Raw genomic sequence first — 19,359 nt, forward strand, 5'->3', positions numbered from 1 at the left:
ATCAGCAATCCTTATATTTGCTGCCTTAAAGAAGAATACATGAGAATCTCTTACAATTGGTTAAAACAATTCATTAAAATAGATTTAAAATCAGAAGAAACGGCAGCCATCTTGACCGATTTAGGTTTGGAAGTGGAAGTGGTGGAAAAATACCAATCGGTTCGTGGCGGATTAGTAGGTGTTGTAGTTGGTCACGTATTGACTTGCGAAAAACATCCTGATGCCGACCGTTTGAAAATTACTACCGTTGATTTAGGCGAAGGTTCTCCGGTACAAATTGTTTGTGGTGCTGCCAATGTAGCGGCCGGACAAAAAGTACCTGTAGCGACAATCGGAACCAAATTGTTTGACAAAGAAGGCGTTGAATTCGAAATTAAAAAAGGAAAAATCCGCGGACAAGAAAGTCACGGAATGATTTGTGCCGAAGACGAATTAGGTTTGGGAACAAGTCACGACGGTATTATGGTTTTGGACGCAGCTTTAAAACCGGGAACACCTTGTGCCAAAGTATTCAATATAGAAAATGACGAAGTATTCGAAATTGGTTTAACGCCTAACCGTGCCGATGCGATGTCGCATTATGGTGTTGCCCGTGATTTGCGTGCGAGTTTGTTGCAAAAAAACAGTAATATCGAATTGATTACGCCTTCGGTGAGTACTTTCCGAATTGACAAACGAACTTTAAAAATTGACGTTGATGTTAAAGACAGCAAATTGGCACCGAGATATTGTGGTGTTACGCTTTCGGGCTTAACCGTAAAACCTTCGCCGGAATGGTTGCAAAACCGTTTGAAAGCGATTGGGCTTACGCCAAAAAATAACATCGTTGACGTTACCAATTATATTTTACACGATTTAGGACAACCTTTACATGCTTTTGACGCCGCGAAAATCAACGGAAAAATTATTGTAAAAACGGTCGCTGCCGGAACTAAATTCACCACTTTAGACGATGTAGAAAGAACTTTGCACGAAGAAGATTTGATGATTTGTGACGAAAAAGGGCCATTGTGTATTGCCGGCGTTTTTGGCGGAAAAGGTTCAGGCGTTTCTGAAACTACGAATTCTATTTTCTTGGAAAGTGCTTATTTTAATCCGGTTAACGTTAGAAAATCGGCCAAAAGACATGCGTTGAATACTGACGCTTCTTTCCGTTTTGAAAGAGGAATCGATCCTAATATTACCGAATTTGCTTTGAAACGTGCCGCGCTTTTGATCAAAGAAGTGGCCGGTGGCGAAATCACTTCGGACATAGTAGACATTTATCCTAAAAAAATTGAAGACTTCCCGGTTTTCTTGAATTTTGATAAAACGACTAAACTCATCGGGCAAGAATTACCGAAAGAAACCATCAAGAAAATCTTGGCTTCTTTGGATATTAAAGTGAACAGTGTTTCTGATGCCGGTTTGGGATTAATCATTCCGTCTTACCGTGTGGATGTGCAACGTGAAGTGGATGTTATTGAGGAAATTTTGAGAGTTTACGGTTATAACAATATCAATTTTACGAAAAAATTAAACGCTACTGTTTCCAATTCGGCCAGAACAGAAGATTATAAAGTACAAAATATTATCGCGTCACAATTGAACGGCTTAGGCTTCCACGAAATGATGGCGAATTCATTGACTACGCCTGATTATGTTGGTCTATCCGAAATGCTGAAAGAAGAATACAATGTCATGATGTTGAATCCGTTGAGCAATGACTTGTCGGCTATGCGTCAGTCGATGCTATTCTCCGGTTTAGAAGCTGTTTCGTATAATATCAACCGCAGAAATGGTGATTTGAAATTATTCGAATTAGGGAAAACCTATCATAAAGAACTTAATGGTTACAATGAACCAAAACATTTAACGTTATTCGTTACCGGAAACCGCAATGAAGAAAGTTGGACGAATGCTCAAAAACCTTCCGATTTCTTTTTGTTTAAAGGTTATGTAAATTCGGTTTTGGATAGATTGGGCATTACTAAAGTGCAAAACAAACCGGTAACTTCGGATGTATTTGCTGAAGGTTTGGCAATGGCTTCGGGCAATGATACCTTAGTGGAATTCGGTACTGTGAAGAAATCGATTTTGAAACATTTTGACATCAAACAAGAAGTATTCTTTGCTGATTTCAATTGGAACTTAATTTTAAAACTGATTGGCAGCAAAATCAAATTCACTGATATTCCAAAATATCCTGAAGTACGCAGAGATTTAGCGCTTTTGGTAGACGACTCAGTGGCTTTTGATGCGATTTACAACATTGCTCGTCAAACAGAGAAATCGCTCTTAAAAGACATTAATTTATTTGATGTGTACCAAGGTAAAAATCTGCCGGAAGGCAAGAAATCATACGCCGTGAGTTTCACTTTACAAGACAATTCCAAAACCTTAACTGATGAGCAGATTGACAAAATCATGAGCAAGTTGCAGAAGAATATGGAAAATGAATTGGGTGCGAGTTTGAGATAATAATTTCCCCATTATATAATAATCGACCTCTAATATATCATTAGAGGTCTTTTTTTTGAACTTTATACAATATAAACACTCAATATTGCGTTATAATTAAGAGTCTAATCCTAAAGCAAGAAATTATGAGTGAAGACAACAACGATTTTAAGCTAATCAGAAACAAACCCAGAAGCAAAAAACTACATCCTAAAATTGATTTAGCCGCTATGGTTAGTGTTTCCTTTTTGTTAATCATTTTCTTTATGGTAACTAATGAACTGTCTAAACCACAAGCTATGGATTTGGGATTGCCCAGTTGTGGTGATGAAAGCGATTCGGGAACAATTTATTGCGGCCCACGATTTGAAAGAACATTAACTTTGCTTTTAGATGATGATAATAAAGTAATTAGCTATTTCGGATTGCTAGATTATCCTAATGAAAAACCTAAAAAATTGAATTTTGGTAAAGATGGGATTCGAAAAGAACTAATATCCAAAAACAAAACAATTAAAGAAGACTCCGATTTCAGTAATAGAGGTTTGATTGTCATCATCAAACCCAGCAAAAAATGCAACTACGGCAACTTGGTAGACATATTGGATGAAATGGCTATAACCAAAATTGAAACTTATGCCATTATCAATGATTATACTCCAGAAGAAGTAAAATTATTAGCGTCAAAATAAACCATAAAAAAAGCCCCGATTTCTCGGGGCTTTTCATTTATCTAAAAACAAGAATTATTTCTTTTTCTCGCTTTTTTCCATTTTTGCTTTTAATCCGGCAAGAATGTCATTGTTATCTCCTAAAGTGGAAGCCGGAGCATTGTTATTAGAAGCTACTGATTCAGCAACCGCTTTAACATTTTTCTCTTCTTCTTCTCTGAAAATAGCCGTGTGAGAAGCAACCACTCTTTTGAATTCTTTGTTGAACTCAATTACTTTGAATTCCGCTTCTTCACCTTTTTTCAATTTCTTACCATCTTCTTTTTCTAAGTGACGAGTTGGGATAAACGCAACAACATCATCTCCGAAATCTACAGTAGCACCTTTGTCAACAATTTCAGCGATAGTTCCGGTGTGAACAGTTCCAACAGCGAAAGCATCTTCATGTTTGTCCCAAGGATTAGCAGTAGTTTGTTTGTGACCTAAAGATAATTTACGACCATCAACATCTAATTCTAATACTACTACATCTAATTTGTCTCCTACGTTCACAAATTCTGATGGGTGCTTGATTTTCTTAGTCCAAGATAAATCAGAGATATACACTAAACCATCGATTCCTTCTTCTAACTCAACGAATATACCGAAGTTAGTAAAGTTTCTAACGATACCTGTGTGTTTAGAACCTACAGGATATTTAGATGTGATATCTGTCCATGGATCTTGTGTCATTTGTTTGATACCTAAAGACATTTTTCTATCGTCTCTATCAAGAGTCAAGATAACTGCCTCAACGACATCACCCACTTTAACGAAATCTTGAGCACTTCTTAAGTGAGTTGACCAAGACATTTCAGAAACGTGGATTAAACCTTCAACACCTTCAGCCACTTCGATAAATGCACCGTAATCAGCGATTACAACTACTTTACCTTTTACTTTGTCTCCAATAGTTAATTTAGAGTCTAAAGCATCCCATGGGTGAGCGTTTAATTGTTTTAAACCTAATTGAATTCTTGTTTTCTCATCATCGAAATCAAGGATTACCACGTTTAATTTTTGGTCTAATTCAAGCACTTCGCTTGGGTGATTGATTCTTGACCAAGAAAGGTCAGTAATGTGGATTAATCCATCAACACCACCTAAATCAATAAACACACCATAAGAAGTAATGTTTTTAACCACACCTTCTAATACTTGTCCTTTTTCTAATTGACCAATGATTTCTTTTTTCTGAACTTCGATGTCAGCTTCGATAAGCGCTTTGTGTGAAACAACAACGTTTTTGAATTCGTGGTTAATTTTTACCACTTTGAATTCCATCATTTTGTTTACGTATACATCATAATCACGGATTGGTTTCACATCAATTTGTGATCCCGGTAAGAATGCTTCAATTCCGAAAACATCTACAATCATACCACCTTTAGTTCTGCATTTCACGAAACCATTAACGATTTCTCCTGTTTCATTTGCAGAAATAACTCTATCCCATGATTTGATAGTTCTAGCTTTTCTGTGTGATAATACCAATTGACCTGTTTTGTCCTCACGAACGTCAATTAATACTTCAACTTTGTCACCCACTTTTAAAGCCGGGTTGTAACGGAACTCATTTAAAGAGATAACTCCTTCTGATTTCGCGTTAATGTCAACGATGGCGTCTCTGTCAGTGATTCTAACTACCACACCTTCTACTACTTCTTCTTGATCCGTAGAGATGAAAGTTTTAGTTACTAAATCTTCAAACTCTTGTAAGTTTTTCTGATCTACTGCATCAATTCCTTCTGCGTAATTGTGCCAGTTAAATTCGTTTAAAAACGCTTGTTGTTCTTTGTTTAATTCAGACATGCTGATAAAAAATTTGTATGCTGTGCTTCTCGAGTTTCTTGATGCGAAAGATAACACAACAGTGTTAGCTATAAATTGTTTACTCCCTAATGGAAACTCTACTCCGCCAAAAGGACTGCAAAAGTAAACATAATTTCTTAATTACAAAACAATTAACAGCAGAAAAGTTACTCTAAAAAAGTATTTTATTCAGGAGCGAAAGGCTTGGGAATCATTGGTTTCCATTTTCCTGCTTTCCGTTGCAATAACTTTGTCAAAGTTCAAAACTTTGACAAAGTTGATTTTCACTACAATCAGGGCTAGATTAGATTTGTAATGAATAAATAGTATCTTTAATCCAACAACAAAACCAATGACAAACGACACAACAAAAAAAGAATCCGTTCTATTCACCATCGTAACCAATCTCACCTTTTGGGTATTAATTGCTATTGTTTGTGGTGTATTACTAGGTCATTTCCAACCCGAAACCGGACAAGAAATGAAAATCGTAGGCGATTCGTTTATCCAATTGGTCAAAATCTTTATCGGACCGATTATTTTTCTAACCATCGTTTTAGGCATTGCAGGAATAGGCGATTTAAAAAAAGTCGGACGCATCGGAATCAAAGCTTTAATTTATTTTGAAATCGTAACTACTTTAGCATTAGCTATCGGTGTCGTTGCCGCTTATATCATCCAACCCGGAAAAATAGACAAATCGGGTTTAGATATTCAAGATGCCAGTAAATATACTTCAGGCGCTTCTGCTGAATTCAATTGGCTCGAGTTTTTTCTGAGCAACTTTACGCTTCAAGTATTAGTAGTCGCCATCATTTGTGGTATTCTATTAAATTATTACAGCAAACGAGAAACCGTTGTTGCCGGTTTGTACAAAGTGTCAAAAATCGTTTTCAGGGCTTTAAAGATAGTGATGTATTTAGCTCCACTGGGCGCATTCGGAGGAATGGCTTACACCGTTGGAAAATTCGGTTTGCACACTTTAATTCCACTGGGGAAATTAATGCTGACCGTTTATGTTACCATGGCGATTTTTATTTTTGTCATCCTCGGAAGTATTCTTCGCTACTACAAAATAAGCATCTGGGATTTTATCAAATACCTAAAAGCCGAGCTATTAATTGTCCTCGGAACTTCGTCTTCAGAACCGGCTTTGCCCAATTTAATGAACAAACTCGAAAGCATGGGTTGCAGTAAATCGGTAGTCGGATTGGTGGTGCCAACGGGTTATTCTTTCAACTTAGACGGAACAGCCATTTATCTTTCGATGGCGATAATTTTCTTGGCACAACTGTATAACGTTGAGTTGAGTTTCATGGAAATCCTTACCATAATCGGACTCTTAATGATTACTTCCAAAGGCGCAGCAGGCGTCACCGGAAGTGGTTTTATTGTTTTGGCTTCTACGCTAACTGCTATTCACAAAATTCCGTTGGAAGGTTTGGCTTTTCTTTTAGGCGTCGACAAATTCATGAGCGAAGCCAGAGCCATCACCAATTTTATAGGAAACGGCGTGGCTGCCATTGTTATCTCTAAAAACGAAAATGAATTTGTTGACCCGGAACATCCTATGGATTTGGATTAATTGACAAATAAAAAAAAGCCTTTCAAAATTGGAAAGGCTTGTATTTTTAATGAGTGACATTCGCCACCGCATTCGGGTCGTGTTTGTGTTTGAACAAAACGGCAAATGCAATGGCGATTACTAGCGAATAAGCGGCAAAAGCCAACCAGATGCTGTGCCAATCTCTCGCACCATCATGAGTAAAGAACTTTTCAATCGCCCATCCTGAAGTAAAACTTCCTAGTATCGCGCCAACACCATTGGTCATCATCATAAACAATCCTTGGGCTGACGAACGAATTTTAGCATCCGTGGAAGTTTCCACAAACAATGAACCGGAGATATTAAAAAAATCAAAGGCCATTCCGTAAACGATACAAGACATGATAATCATCCACAATCCATCGGTTGGATTACCGTAAGCAAACAATCCGAAACGCAAAACCCAAGCAAACATAGAAATCAACATCACTTGTTTGATTCCAAATCGCTTTAAAAAGAATGGAATCGCTAAAATAAACAACGTCTCCGAAACTTGTGAAATCGACATAATGATGGTAGAATATTTCACTACAAAGGAATCAGCATATTCCGGAACATTTTTGAACTCATCTAAAAAAACATCTCCATAAGCATTGGTCAACTGCAAAGCGCCACCCAAAAACATGGAGAAGATAAAGAACAACGCCATTTTATATGTCCCGAATAATTTAAAGGCTTCCAATCCTAAAGATTCTACAAAAGAAGACTTATCGCTTTTGGTATGTTGCGGTTTACATTTAGGCAACGTAAAAGAATACAATCCCAACAAAATAGCGGCAATTCCGGCTATGTAAAACTGGTAAGCGGTGGCTTTATTGCCTGATAAATTAGTCAACCACATGGCAGCAATAAAACCAATCGTTCCCCAAACCCTAATCGGTGGAAAATCTTTCACGACATCACTGTCTGTACTGTTTTTTAATGCGGTGTAGGAAATAGAATTTGACAAAGCAATCGTTGGCATGTAAAAACACATCGCCAAAAGCATCACATATATAAAATTATCCGGTGTAGTGACTTGAGGAAGATAAAATAAAACTAAGGCATACAATATATGAAGAACACCATAAAGTTTTTCGGCGTTAACCCAACGGTCAGCCATAATTCCGGTTAATGTTGGCATGAACAAAGAGGCAATTCCCATTGTTCCGAATACCAACCCGAATTGTGTTCCATCCCATTGTTTGGTTCCGAACCAAAAGTTGGCAATCGTAATAAGCCAAGCACCCCAAACAAAGAACTGAAAGAAGTTCATGGCGATTAATCTGTTTTTTATACTCATAATAGTGGTTTTTGGTTTTATAATATCAACCCGTAAATCTACTATTTATATTGAGATAAACAAATAGTTACAACGATTTAGAAACTTTGTATACTAAAGCCAAAACTTCTTCAAACTGCTCTTCGCGGGTTAGCGATGAATTGTCGATTTCAATAGCACCATCAGCTTTAACCAAAGGGGAATCATCTCGGTGAGTATCTATGTGGTCGCGCTCTTCCACGTTTTTCAAAACCGCTTCATAAGTCACGTTTTGTCCTTTAGTTTGTAACTCGTCATAGCGTCTACGTGCTCGTGTTTCCGGACTGGCAGTCATGAATATTTTGAGCTCAGCTTCCGGAAAAACTACGGTTCCGATATCGCGTCCGTCCATTACAATTCCTTTTTCTTTACCCATTTCTTGTTGTTGTTCCACCAATTTGGCTCGGACTTCAGATACTTCAGCTACTTTGCTAACAAAATTTGACACTTCAATTGTCCTGATGGCCGTTTCGACATTAAGACCATTCAAATACATTTCGGCAAAACCCAACTCCGGATTAAATTCGAAATGTAATTTAATAAACGGCAAGCTATTGATTAACGTTTCTTTGTCAAAAAACTCATTGGTTATACAACCATTTTGCATGGCAAAGTAAGTTACTGCGCGGTACATCGCTCCGGAATCGACATAAACATAGCCTAAGTGTTTGGCCAATTGTTTGGCTAAAGTGCTTTTTCCGGTGGAGGAAAATCCGTCAATGGCAATGGTAATTTTATTACTCACAATTTTAAAATTATTTTTTGGTGTTCGTAAACCTTCGGTTTTATTTGTATTTTAATATCGGTTTCCTGAAAAATCAATGGTCAAGCCAAATAAGCTGGTGTTGGCCGCCAAAGTGTATCGGGAATACGAGTAATTGAATTTTAAATTATTGACTTTCAAACCGAAACCAACCGAGATTCCGGAGAAATTTCGCTGCTCTAAGATACGCAATTCTTCGGCACGTCTGAAATTATAACCCACTCTAATGTTGAATCCTTTTTCGGGAAACAATTCGGCTCCCACAATTACGTGGCGTAAAGCGTTATTAAAAAAAGAGACTTTCTCAGGCGTAGAACCACCATCCAAATTGCCTTCTGCTCTATTCGGATTAGCAAAAGCGACTTGCCATTGTTGCATATTTTCTAAAGTCAGGTGCCAACGAATCGGCACGTTTTCCATTAATTGGGACACCCCAATCAATACTTCTAAAGGCAATTTTTCTCGGGTTTCTGCGTAAGGCGTAATTTGGGTTCCAATATTTCGGATAGAAATGGCCCAATTGACATCGTTCCGGGTATCAATAAACAAAGCCCCAATATCAACGGCTGCACCAAAAGAATTGTAACTTTCTAAAGTCGAAGAAATCAGTTTGGCATTGGCACCAATATAAAAATCGGTAAACGGAACATTATAAGCGTAACCAAAAGACAAGGCAATTTCGCTTCCCGTGAAGTCTGACGTTTGCTGGCCATTTTCGTCATAACCGTCAAATTTTCCGTAGTTGACATAATTTACACCGCCAAAAAACGTTTGCACATGTCGGTCATAAGTGTAGGCGTAAGAAGCCGTTCCATAAGTCACTTCTCCAAAATAACTGCCGTAATTCAGCGACAGTTTATTGTCCATTTCCGCATTAATACACGCCGGATTAAAATGGGCTTGGTTGACATCATGGTCGTAAAAAGTAATCACTTTTCCTCCAATAGCTGCTTGCCTTGGTGAAGTCACTAAGTTTAGAAATTGGTATACTGACTTTCCTCCAACTTGTCCATAAGAGACCAAATTGGCAAGGCAAAATACAATACAAACTGTTGTTCTAAACATCAAAATAGACTTATGGCTATTACTATAACGGAATTGCGAAGATATTATTTTATATCGGAGGAAAAAAGTTAATAAAAAAAGGCATCAGCGTTATTTTGCTCATGCCTTTTCGATACCTATTTATTTTGAGATTTATTTCAGTGTTTTGGCATTTTTCACCTTTTGGTTGGTTAGGGCAAAATCAATCACTTCACTCATTTCTTTTACGTAGTGGAAGGTCAAACCTTCGATATATTCCGGTTTGATTTCATCGATATCGCTTTTGTTTTCGTGACACAGAATGATTTCTTTGATGTTGGCTCTTTTCGCTGCCAATATTTTTTCTTTGATACCACCAACCGGTAGTACTTTACCACGCAGCGTAATTTCTCCGGTCATGGCTAAGTTTTTCTTGACTTTCTTTTGGGTATATAATGACACTAAAGAAGTCAGCATCGCAATTCCGGCACTTGGTCCGTCCTTTGGCGTAGCGCCTTCCGGAACGTGTAAGTGAATATTGTATTTGCCAATCATTTCTGGGTCGAGACCAAAAATTTCCGCATTAGACTTAATATATTCTAAAGCAATCGTCGCCGACTCTTTCATTACCGTTCCTAAATTTCCGGTTAAGGTTAAAGTTCCTTTTCCGGCTGATATTAAAGATTCTATGAATAAAATATCGCCGCCGACAGACGTCCAAGCCAAACCTGTAACTACTCCGGCCACATCATTACTTTCAGATTTGTCTCGGGCCAATTTTGGTGCCCGAAGAATGGTTACTATATCCTCGTCAGTTACTTTTTTGTTATACTCTTCCTCCATGGCTACTGACTTGGCAGCATTTCTAATTACCTGAGCGATTTTGGCTTCCAAACTACGCACACCCGATTCACGAGTATATCCTTCAACAATTTTTTCCAGTTGTCTTTTGCCAATCGTTAAATCTTTAGTGGTCAACCCGTGTTCTTTCAATTGTTTTGGCAACAAATGTTGGCGAGCGATTTCGGTTTTTTCTTCAATGGTATAACCGGTCATTTTGATGACTTCCATCCTGTCTTTTAAGGCCGGTTGAATGGCAGACATATTATTGGAAGTCGCGATAAACATGACTTTAGACAAGTCGTAACCCATTTCGAGGAAATTGTCATAGAACTCATTGTTTTGTTCCGGATCTAAAACTTCCAACAAAGCCGATGATGGATCGCCTTGATGACTGTTAGACAATTTATCGATTTCATCCAACACAAATACCGGATTAGACGTTCCCGCTTTTTTCAAACTTTGGATAATTCTGCCTGGCATGGCACCGATATAGGTTTTACGATGACCACGGATTTCCGCTTCGTCACGCAAACCGCCTAACGAAATTCGAACATATTCTCTCCCTAAAGCTTCGGCTATTGATTTTCCGATAGACGTTTTACCAACACCCGGAGGTCCGGTCAAACAGATAATTGGCGATTTCATGTCGTTTCGCAATTTCAAAACGGCTAAATGCTCAATGATTCTTTTTTTGACATCTTCTAAACCAAAATGGTCTCGGTCTAATATTTTAATCGCGCGTTTTAAATCGAAATTGTCTTTAGAAAAATGATTCCATGGCAATTCTAAAAACAACTCCAGGTAATTTCTTTGGATACCAAAATCGGGTGCTTGCGGATTCATACGCTGCATTTTGGAAATTTCTTTCTCAAAATGTTTGGCGGTTTTTTCGTCCCAAGTTTTGGATTTGGCTTTCACGCGCATTTCTTCGATTTCTTGCTCATTCGAAACGCCACCTAATTCTTCCTGTATGGTTTTCATTTGTTGTTGCAAGAAATATTCACGCTGTTGCTGGTCTAAATCAAAACGCACTTTCGATTGGATATCGTTTTTCAATTCCAATTTTTGCAATTCTACGTTCATATAGCGCAAGGTTTCCAAAGCCCTATCTTTTAAAACATTAATCATTAACAAATCTTGCTTTTCTTTCACCGTAAGGTTCATATTAGAAGAAACAAAATTGATTAAGAAGGATTGACTTTCGATATTTTTTATGGCGAATGTTGCTTCGGTTGGAATATTCGGACTTTCCTTAATGATCTCAATAGCCAATTCTCTTATAGAATCGACTATGGCTTGAAATTCAGTGTCTTTTTTGGTCGGACGCTTTTCTTCCACTTCTTTGATAGTCGCTTTTAGATAAGGAATTTCAGTGGTTACTTCATTAATTTCAAAACGCTTTTTCCCTTGCAAGATAACGGTAATGTTACCATCAGGCATTTTTAAAACCCTTAGAATTTGGGCTACAGTTCCAACGGTATGAATATCATTTTTGGTTGGATCTTCGTCATCTTCATTCTTTTGAGCTACAACACCGATAATTTTATTTCCGGCATTGGCGTCGTTGATTAATTTAATTGATTTATCTCTTCCGGCGGTAATTGGAATTACAACTCCAGGAAATAAAACGGTATTTCTTAAGGGCAAAATAGGCAATGAATTGGGTAATTCTTCCTTATTCATTTCCTCTTCATCCTCGGGTGTTAAAAGCGGAATTAAATCGGTTTGTTCGTCGAACTCTTGCAATGACAGACTGTCAAGGGTTAAAATATTGTGGTTTGACATGTGGTACTTGAATTAGTCAAATTGACATTAAAAAATAAATAATGCTTGACAAAAGTAGGACATCTTTTAATACAAATAAATTATAATCGACGTACTACAAATGATTTGGGTTTAAATCAACCCAAAACTTTATATCGTTAAGCGTAGTGGTAAGACAAGGATTATGCCGAAAAAAAAATCCGCCAATTTGGCGGATTTGATTAGTTTACGATGTAAGACTGTAACTCGTTATTAATGGTTTCCGTTCCTGTATCGTCTGTTGAAACCGTGACCGCTTTAACCGGACCAATGTCCTTTGCAAACCAATATTCAGTAACAACATTATTTGTTGGCGCACCCATTACCGTAACCGATTGGGTAATCTTCATTTTTATTACATTGGTATAATTGGTTCCGTTTACAGTAACTGTCGCATCTTTTTCTAAAATAACGCCACTATAACTTGTGGCTTGAGTTGTACTTGGTAAACCAGTAAAAGTGGCTGTTTGTGAAAAACTACCAGACCAAGTTTGGTTAACATTTAAATAATCTTTTAAAATTAACATTTCATAACCGGTTAAAGTTCCCATAATTCCTAAACCAGTATCGAAAGTAAAGTCTTCAATTTTAAGATAGTAATCTCCAGAGTTTTTTCTTAAACGGGCAATAACTCCTGCTGAAGCTCCGCCGCTACCGGTACCGAACAATTGATCAAAAGTATAATAGGTGAAAGAACCAATACTGTTAATTGAAACCATTTTCATTGGTGGTTGAACCACACCGTCTTGTTTGAAAACCCATTGGTTGTTTAAAGCTGTAGGCCAATAATCACCTGTCGAAGTTCCTCCGCCACCACCGCCGTTGTTACCGCCGCCGTTACCTCCATTATTCAAATCGATGGCACTGTCAATAGGCTCGTTTTCACAAGAAGTGAAAGTAAAGGCAGTAAAGACTAAAAATAGCCCAATTAAAAGTTTTATATTTTTCATGACTTTTGTAAATTTTGTTCAAATATAATTTTTTTTAGATTTATTACAAGTGTTTTTTTTGGTATTCTCACAATAATAACATTGAAACTTATGATAATTCAAAAACATACATAAATAAAAAATCCGCCTAAAAGGCGGATTTAAAACTATAACTATCGCTTTAGTTAAAAACAGCATCTTCAATTTCAAAATCGAATGAACCATTGGTAACTTGGAAAGGACCTGTTGTGTTAGAATTGTTGATAATTAAATAAGGAAAACTAAATGTTCCTCTTATTCTTTTAGTAGTTTGATTAAACTCTATTATTGTTAAAGTTGCCTGTTGTTCATCCTCATAAACTTCATATGGATTAGTTGCATTTACTATAATCAAGTTTGCGGTGACAACTCTATCAGGATCTGCGGGATTATCAGCATTGAGGACATAAGTCCCCGGTGCCCAATAAAGCTCATTAATTTTTAAAGTTATTTCGACAAAATTACTTGAATTAGGATTTAAAGCATCAGTATGTCCTTGTATAAATAATATTTTATTGGTGGGTTCACTACCAATATCTAATTTAGCTTTTATTCCTGCAAAAGGATAGTAAAATGGTTTCATTCCAGTGTATGTCTGCCCGTCAACTGTTGCATTCATATAAGCATAAGTTGTATTAACAGCAACACTGCTGACACTAACAGGTCCAAACCAAGAACTACTTTGAGTTGTCGAACAAATGGCTCTTACATAAAAATCATAAGCAGTATTAGCCGCTATGTTAGAAATCTGTTTGCTTACTGTGGTAGAAGTTGTTATAGTACCACTTCCAAGGGTAAAGCCTTGTGTACCATATTGAATTTCCCAAGCCGTTTCAGTACCGCCTGCTATCCAAGCTAAATTAACATTGGTAGTGGTAGTTGTACTTCTTATTGCAGTCAAACCACTTGGATTTGTACAAGTAGTAGGATTAATATTCCCTAGTAAATTAACAGGTCCAACCCATGCACTACTGTTTTCAGCATCACAATTTGATCTTAGGTAAAAACTGTAACTATTGGAAGCATTTAATCCCGATATAACATGAGTTGTTCCATTTGAATTTACCGACGTTCCTGTTCCTAATGTAAATCCTTGAAGTCCATATTGTATAGTCCAAGAATTCTCTTCATCACCTGCAACCCAGCTCAAACTGACTGAATTATTATTAATTAAATTACTAGCTTGAAATGAAGTTGGTTCTTCACATGGCAAGATAATATCATCTAAATTTATGGCACTGTCAATAGGTTCGTTTTCACAAGAATTGAAAGTAAAAGTAATAAGGACAAAAAATAGTCCAATCAAAAGTTTTTTGTTCTGCATGAATTTTTTTATAATTTATCCAAATATAATTTTTTTTTAGATTTATTGCAAGTGTTTTTTTGGTATTCTCAACAATAATAACATTCCTGATAGGAAAAATAAACCTAAAAAAACAATGGCAAATCTCGGACTGCCTGTAATTTGGTCAATTAAACCATAAACCAACATCCCGATAACGATTCCGATTTTTTCTGACACATCATAAAAACTAAAAAAGGAGGTTGTATCTTCCGTTTCGGGTAAAAATTTTGAATAGGTCGAACGAGCTAAAGATTGGATTCCGCCCATCACCAATCCAACTAAAGACGCCATGATGTAAAATTCCATTGGCGTAGTAATAAAATAGGCAAATCCACACAATAATAGCCAAAAAGCATTAAGCACAATTAACACTTTGATGTTCCCAAATTTACCTGAAGCCCTTGAAGTCAAAAAAGCACCTAATACTGCTATCAATTGAATTAAAAGAATACAGGTGATTAACCCAATTTGGCTCTCTTCGTCGTTTGCCCAATTAATTTCCTGAGCGCCGAAATAAGTAGCAACCAACATTACGGTTTGCACTGCCATGCTGAAGACAAAAAAGCTCAACAAGTATCGCTTTAGAGGGACTTCAGTTTGGAGTTTATTCCAAACATTACGCAATTCTCTAAAGCCATTAAAAATGACCGAGCGTGTCACTTTTTGTTGGTTAGCATTGCCTTTCGGCAAATAAAAATAAGTGTATTGACTGAATACAATCCACCAAATACCGACCATGACAAAAGAATATTTCATCATGTCGATTTTATTTTCTTTGTCGGCGGTCATGATCATCCCCAAATTGATTATCAAAAGTAAAACACTTCCGATATAGCCCATAGAATAACCTCTAGCACTTATTTTATCTTGTTGTTCGGCAAAAGCAATATCGGGTAAATACGAATTGTAAAACACCAAACTTCCCCAAAAACCTATTAGTCCAAAAAAGTAAAAGACCAATCCCAAAAGGATATTGTCTAAATCGAAAAAATACAATCCTATGCAAGAAATTGCGCCAATATAATTGAAGACTCGCATGAATATTTTTTTGTTTCCGGTATAATCAGCAATTCCCGACAATAAAGGAGAAAAAACAGCTACACAAAGAAAAGCACCTGCAGTTACAAAACTAATCAGAGCTGAGTTTTTAAAACTATATCCGAACAGATTTACATAGGGATTGTCTTCCTTAAACAAGGCATTATAAAAAATGGGGAAGACTGCCGAAGCAATTACCAAACTGTAAACCGAATTAGCCCAGTCATAAAAAGCCCAAGCGTTGAGTAATTTTGGGTGACCTTTTGGAAGTGTTGTCATAAAACTATTATAAAATAAAAAAATCCCGTCTCGTTTATCGAACAAGACGGAATTCAAATATAATCTTTTTTTAAGCTTTACAATATTATTTAAATGTAACGCCAAACTTGGCAGCTTCTGCTTTGGCTTTTGGAATTAACTTTTTAAGATTAGCAATTCTTGTAGCATCTGATGGGTGCGTGCTTAAGATTTCGGCTGGAGCTCCTCCTCCTGATTTGGCAGACATTCTTTCCCAAAAAGCAACTGAATTCTCCGGATTATATCCTGCTATTGCCATTAAAGTAAGTCCAATTTCATCAGCTTCTGTTTCATGACTTCTGCTAAAAGGCAACATTCCGCCAACACTAGTACCAATGCCATAGGCTTGCATCACTAAAGCTTGTGTTTCAGCACTTTTTCCACCTACCACTGCTTGAGTAACCCCAGCGCCTAACTGTTGGGCTAATCCGGCACTCATACGTTGCTGTCCGTGATTGGCTAGTGCGTGAGCTACTTCGTGACCCATTACTGTGGCCATTCCGGCATCATCTTTACAAACAGGAAGAATTCCTGAGTAGAAAACAATTTTTCCGCCTGGCATACACCAAGCATTTACTTCTTTACTATCTACTAATTTATATTCCCAAGCATAACCTTCTAACTGACCTTGAGTTCCTTTAGCTTTTAATAATTTCTCTGCAGCAGCTCTGATTTTCATTCCAACATTTTCCACCCTTTTGGCATCTGCTGTTCCGGTGATTACTTTGTTAGTTTTCAAAAATTCACCATACTGACTGAAAGAGGAAGCAAAAATTTCCGAATTTGGCACCAAAGCCAATGTTCTTTTACCTGTAACCGGATTTGTAGAGCACGATGCTACGACTAGAATCAATAGCGAAGCAAAAAATAAAATTCCTTTTTTCATGTTTATATTATTTGAATTACAAATTTACACTATATATCGCCCAAGATTATTATATAATTTAGGTAATAAATTTACATAATTTAGGCTCCAAACAAGTGAATTTCAGTAAAATCTTTTCCAATTATTACAGAATTATCTCCATTCAATTGTACTTGATCCAAAGTGATTTTTTCATTATCTAGTTCAATTCTTTTTACTTTAAATGGCAATCCTTTCAAATTGATTTTGAATCTGGAATATTGTGTTTCAAATGTTCCTTCCGTATGCTGTTGAATAATAAGTTCTTTTTCTTTTCCGTTTAAAGTAAATGTTCGCAAAGAGAAACGACCTTTATTATAATCATAGCCATCTTGTGCGTCTTCGTAAACGGTTGATTTTTCTTTCCCTAATTTGTAATAGGCATCTAAAGTCAACTCATCAAATTGCAATTCACCCACATATTGTTGTACCGGATATTTAGGAATAATGGCTCCTTCTTTGATGAAAATCGGAATTTGGTCGAAACTGGTTTTAATCCAAAGTTCTTTCTTTCCTTCAACCAATTCATTTGTCCAGAAGTTATACCAATTTCCTTTAGGTATATACATTCTTCTCCCTTGAGCATTGGGTTCTAATATTGGACAAACCAAAATTTGGTTTCCAAAAATAAACTCATCCGTTCTGTAATGCGTGTGGAAATCATCTTGATCGAAATACACTAACGGTTTCAACATTGGTGTTCCTTCATTAACATATTGCCAGAACATCGTATACAAGTATGGCAACAATTGGTAACGCAATTCGACAAATTTTCTAGTAATATCAATCACTTCTTCTCCAAATGACCAAGGTTCTTGTTCGCCGTGATCGCCCGAAGAATGCGTTCTGCAGAAAGGATGGAAAACCCCCAATTGAATCCAACGCGCATACAATTCGCCCGAAGGTTGCTCGGCAAACCCACCGATATCAGAACCGGTAAAGCCCATTCCCGACATCGACATGCGTTGCATTTGTATGTTAGCAATCCATAAATGTTCCCAACTGGCTACGTTGTCGCCTGTCCAAGACGAAGTATAACGTTGTGCTCCTGAATAAGCCGAACGCGTAATGATAAAAGGTCTTTTCGGATACGAAAAACGCTTAACACCTTCATAAGTCGCTCGCGCCATTTGGGTTCCGTATACATTATGTGCTTTTCGGTGACTGCATGGATTGCCGTCGTAATCGTGGCGAACGTCATTCGGGAATGTTTTTCCGGGAACGTCCATTACAGCCGGTTCGTTCATATCATTCCAAACGCCTTTCACGCCAATTTCCGAAATCAATTCTTTGAACAATCCTGCCCACCATTCTCTTACTTCGGGATTGGTATAATCGGGGAAATTACATTCGCCAGGCCAAACTTTTCCTTTCATAAACGGACCATCGGCACGTTTGCAAAAATATCCTTTGGCTAAAGCTTCTTGGTAAACCCAATAATCTTTATCGATTTTAATTCCAGGATCAATGATAACAACTGTTTTAAAACCGTCTTTGGCTAGTTCTGCGACCATTCGTTTTGGTTCGGGGAAATATTCTTTGCTCCAAGTAAAACAGCGGAAACCTTCCATGTAATCGATGTCTAAATAAATCGCATCACAAGGAATTTTAAGTTCTCTGAATTTACTAGTAACTTCTTTTACTTTACTTTCCGGATAATAACTCCATTTACATTGGTGGTAACCTAAGGTCCACATCGGCGGTAATTCAGGTTTTCCGGTTAAATGCGTATAATTAATTACGACATCACTCATTTTCGGACCGTAGAAGAAATAATAATTCATTTCTCCACCTTCTGCCCAAAAACTGGTCACATTTCTGCGTTCATGACAAAAATCAAAATAAGTTCTGAAGGTATTGTCAAAGAAAATTCCGTAAGCTTTATTATGGTGTAAACCTATGTAAAACGGCACTACTTTGTAAAGCGGCTCTTGGTCTTTGTGGAAAGCATATTGGTCGGTAGCCCAATTTTCCACGCGTTTTCCTTTTAAGTTCAAATGTGTTGGCTTGTCGCCCAAACCGTAAAAACTTTCACCGTCTTTGGACATCTTACTCATTTTTACAATATTCCCGCCATGTTCATAACATTCTTCCCAATGGAAACCGATTTCGTCTTCCAGAATCGTAAAACCGTCAATGTCATGAATGGAGATTTTTAAGTCTTTTTTATTGACTTTACAAAAAACTTTGCTGGTTTTGATTAGGTAAAATTGTTGTTCTTCTATGACTTCCAATTGGTTGTAACCATGCGATTGCGTTTTGTCAATAGCATAAGAGAAATCGTTGCTGAAGTAACCTTTGGTGGTGTATCGAAAGCGAATTAGACTATCGCGAAGTATGGTGATTTTCAAAATTACATTGTTGTCGGTATTGAAATAAATACTGTCAACATCTTGTTCGAAGGAAACTATTTTAGAAGGGAATTGATCCCCTTTATGTTCAAGTTCTTGGTTGGTAATCATAAAATTGTATTTGTGTCGAGTGCCAAATTTACAAAGATGACAACGA

The 19,359-nt window shown here is 37.1% G+C and carries 13 protein-coding genes; 3 read left to right on the forward strand and 10 right to left on the reverse strand.

The genetic code is table 11. The features are described 5' to 3' along the window. Nucleotides 1-39 precede the first annotated feature (39 nt). Together pheT and ICG50_RS07290 are read left to right on the forward strand one after the other, a co-directional pair. A complete protein-coding gene (pheT, locus tag ICG50_RS07285) occupies nucleotides 40-2,460 on the forward strand; it encodes a phenylalanine--tRNA ligase subunit beta (protein WP_187660247.1) in 2,421 nt (806 codons plus the stop codon). A 125-nt stretch (nucleotides 2,461-2,585) separates the two neighbouring features. Then, nucleotides 2,586-3,131: an ExbD/TolR family protein gene (locus ICG50_RS07290; RefSeq protein ID WP_187660248.1), complete on the forward strand. Its 546-nt coding sequence runs from the start codon at nucleotides 2,586-2,588 to the stop codon at nucleotides 3,129-3,131. A 54-nt stretch (nucleotides 3,132-3,185) separates the two neighbouring features. Here ICG50_RS07290 and rpsA read toward each other — a convergent pair whose 3' ends face one another. Then, complete coding sequence (gene rpsA / locus ICG50_RS07295; protein ID WP_187660249.1) at nucleotides 3,186-4,961, reverse strand: 30S ribosomal protein S1; 1,776 nt, start codon at nucleotides 4,959-4,961, stop codon at nucleotides 3,186-3,188. A 352-nt stretch (nucleotides 4,962-5,313) separates the two neighbouring features. Between rpsA and ICG50_RS07300 the strand changes: the two genes are divergently transcribed. After that, complete coding sequence (locus tag ICG50_RS07300) at nucleotides 5,314-6,546, forward strand: cation:dicarboxylate symporter family transporter (RefSeq protein ID WP_187660250.1); 1,233 nt, start codon at nucleotides 5,314-5,316, stop codon at nucleotides 6,544-6,546. Between the two features lie 46 nt (nucleotides 6,547-6,592). Here ICG50_RS07300 and ICG50_RS07305 read toward each other — a convergent pair whose 3' ends face one another. The 9 genes from ICG50_RS07305 to ICG50_RS07345 form a co-directional block, all read right to left on the reverse strand. Next, the gene (locus ICG50_RS07305; protein WP_187660251.1) at nucleotides 6,593-7,849 is read right to left on the reverse strand and encodes a nucleoside permease; all 1,257 of its coding nucleotides are present in this window, start codon (nucleotides 7,847-7,849) and stop codon (nucleotides 6,593-6,595) included. 67 nt (nucleotides 7,850-7,916) lie between these two features. Continuing rightward, nucleotides 7,917-8,612, reverse strand: a complete 696-nt coding sequence (gene cmk / locus ICG50_RS07310) for a (d)CMP kinase (RefSeq protein WP_187660252.1) — start codon at nucleotides 8,610-8,612, stop codon at nucleotides 7,917-7,919. Between the two features lie 51 nt (nucleotides 8,613-8,663). Beyond that, a complete protein-coding gene (gene porQ / locus ICG50_RS07315) occupies nucleotides 8,664-9,695 on the reverse strand; it encodes a type IX secretion system protein PorQ (protein WP_187660253.1) in 1,032 nt (343 codons plus the stop codon). 132 nt (nucleotides 9,696-9,827) lie between these two features. After that, the gene (lon, locus tag ICG50_RS07320; protein ID WP_187660254.1) at nucleotides 9,828-12,281 is read right to left on the reverse strand and encodes an endopeptidase La; all 2,454 of its coding nucleotides are present in this window, start codon (nucleotides 12,279-12,281) and stop codon (nucleotides 9,828-9,830) included. A 200-nt stretch (nucleotides 12,282-12,481) separates the two neighbouring features. After that, nucleotides 12,482-13,249 (reverse strand): hypothetical protein, encoded by a 768-nt coding sequence (locus tag ICG50_RS07325; protein ID WP_187660255.1) that lies wholly within the window; start codon nucleotides 13,247-13,249, stop codon nucleotides 12,482-12,484. Between the two features lie 160 nt (nucleotides 13,250-13,409). Next, nucleotides 13,410-14,591, reverse strand: a complete 1,182-nt coding sequence (locus ICG50_RS07330) for a fibronectin type III domain-containing protein (protein WP_187660256.1) — start codon at nucleotides 14,589-14,591, stop codon at nucleotides 13,410-13,412. Nucleotides 14,592-14,633: 42 nt separating this feature from the next. After that, entirely contained in the window at nucleotides 14,634-15,929 is a 1,296-nt protein-coding gene (locus tag ICG50_RS07335) for an MFS transporter (protein ID WP_187660257.1), read from the reverse strand. Between the two features lie 85 nt (nucleotides 15,930-16,014). Then, nucleotides 16,015-16,833 (reverse strand): M48 family metallopeptidase, encoded by an 819-nt coding sequence (locus ICG50_RS07340; RefSeq protein ID WP_187660258.1) that lies wholly within the window; start codon nucleotides 16,831-16,833, stop codon nucleotides 16,015-16,017. 80 nt (nucleotides 16,834-16,913) lie between these two features. Further along, nucleotides 16,914-19,313, reverse strand: a complete 2,400-nt coding sequence (locus tag ICG50_RS07345; RefSeq protein ID WP_187660259.1) for a glycoside hydrolase family 31 protein — start codon at nucleotides 19,311-19,313, stop codon at nucleotides 16,914-16,916. Nucleotides 19,314-19,359: the final 46 nt, after the last annotated feature.

Origin of the sequence: Flavobacterium buctense, assembly GCF_014486695.1 — a bacterium.
GTDB classification, from domain to species: Bacteria; Bacteroidota; Bacteroidia; order Flavobacteriales; family Flavobacteriaceae; genus Flavobacterium; species Flavobacterium buctense.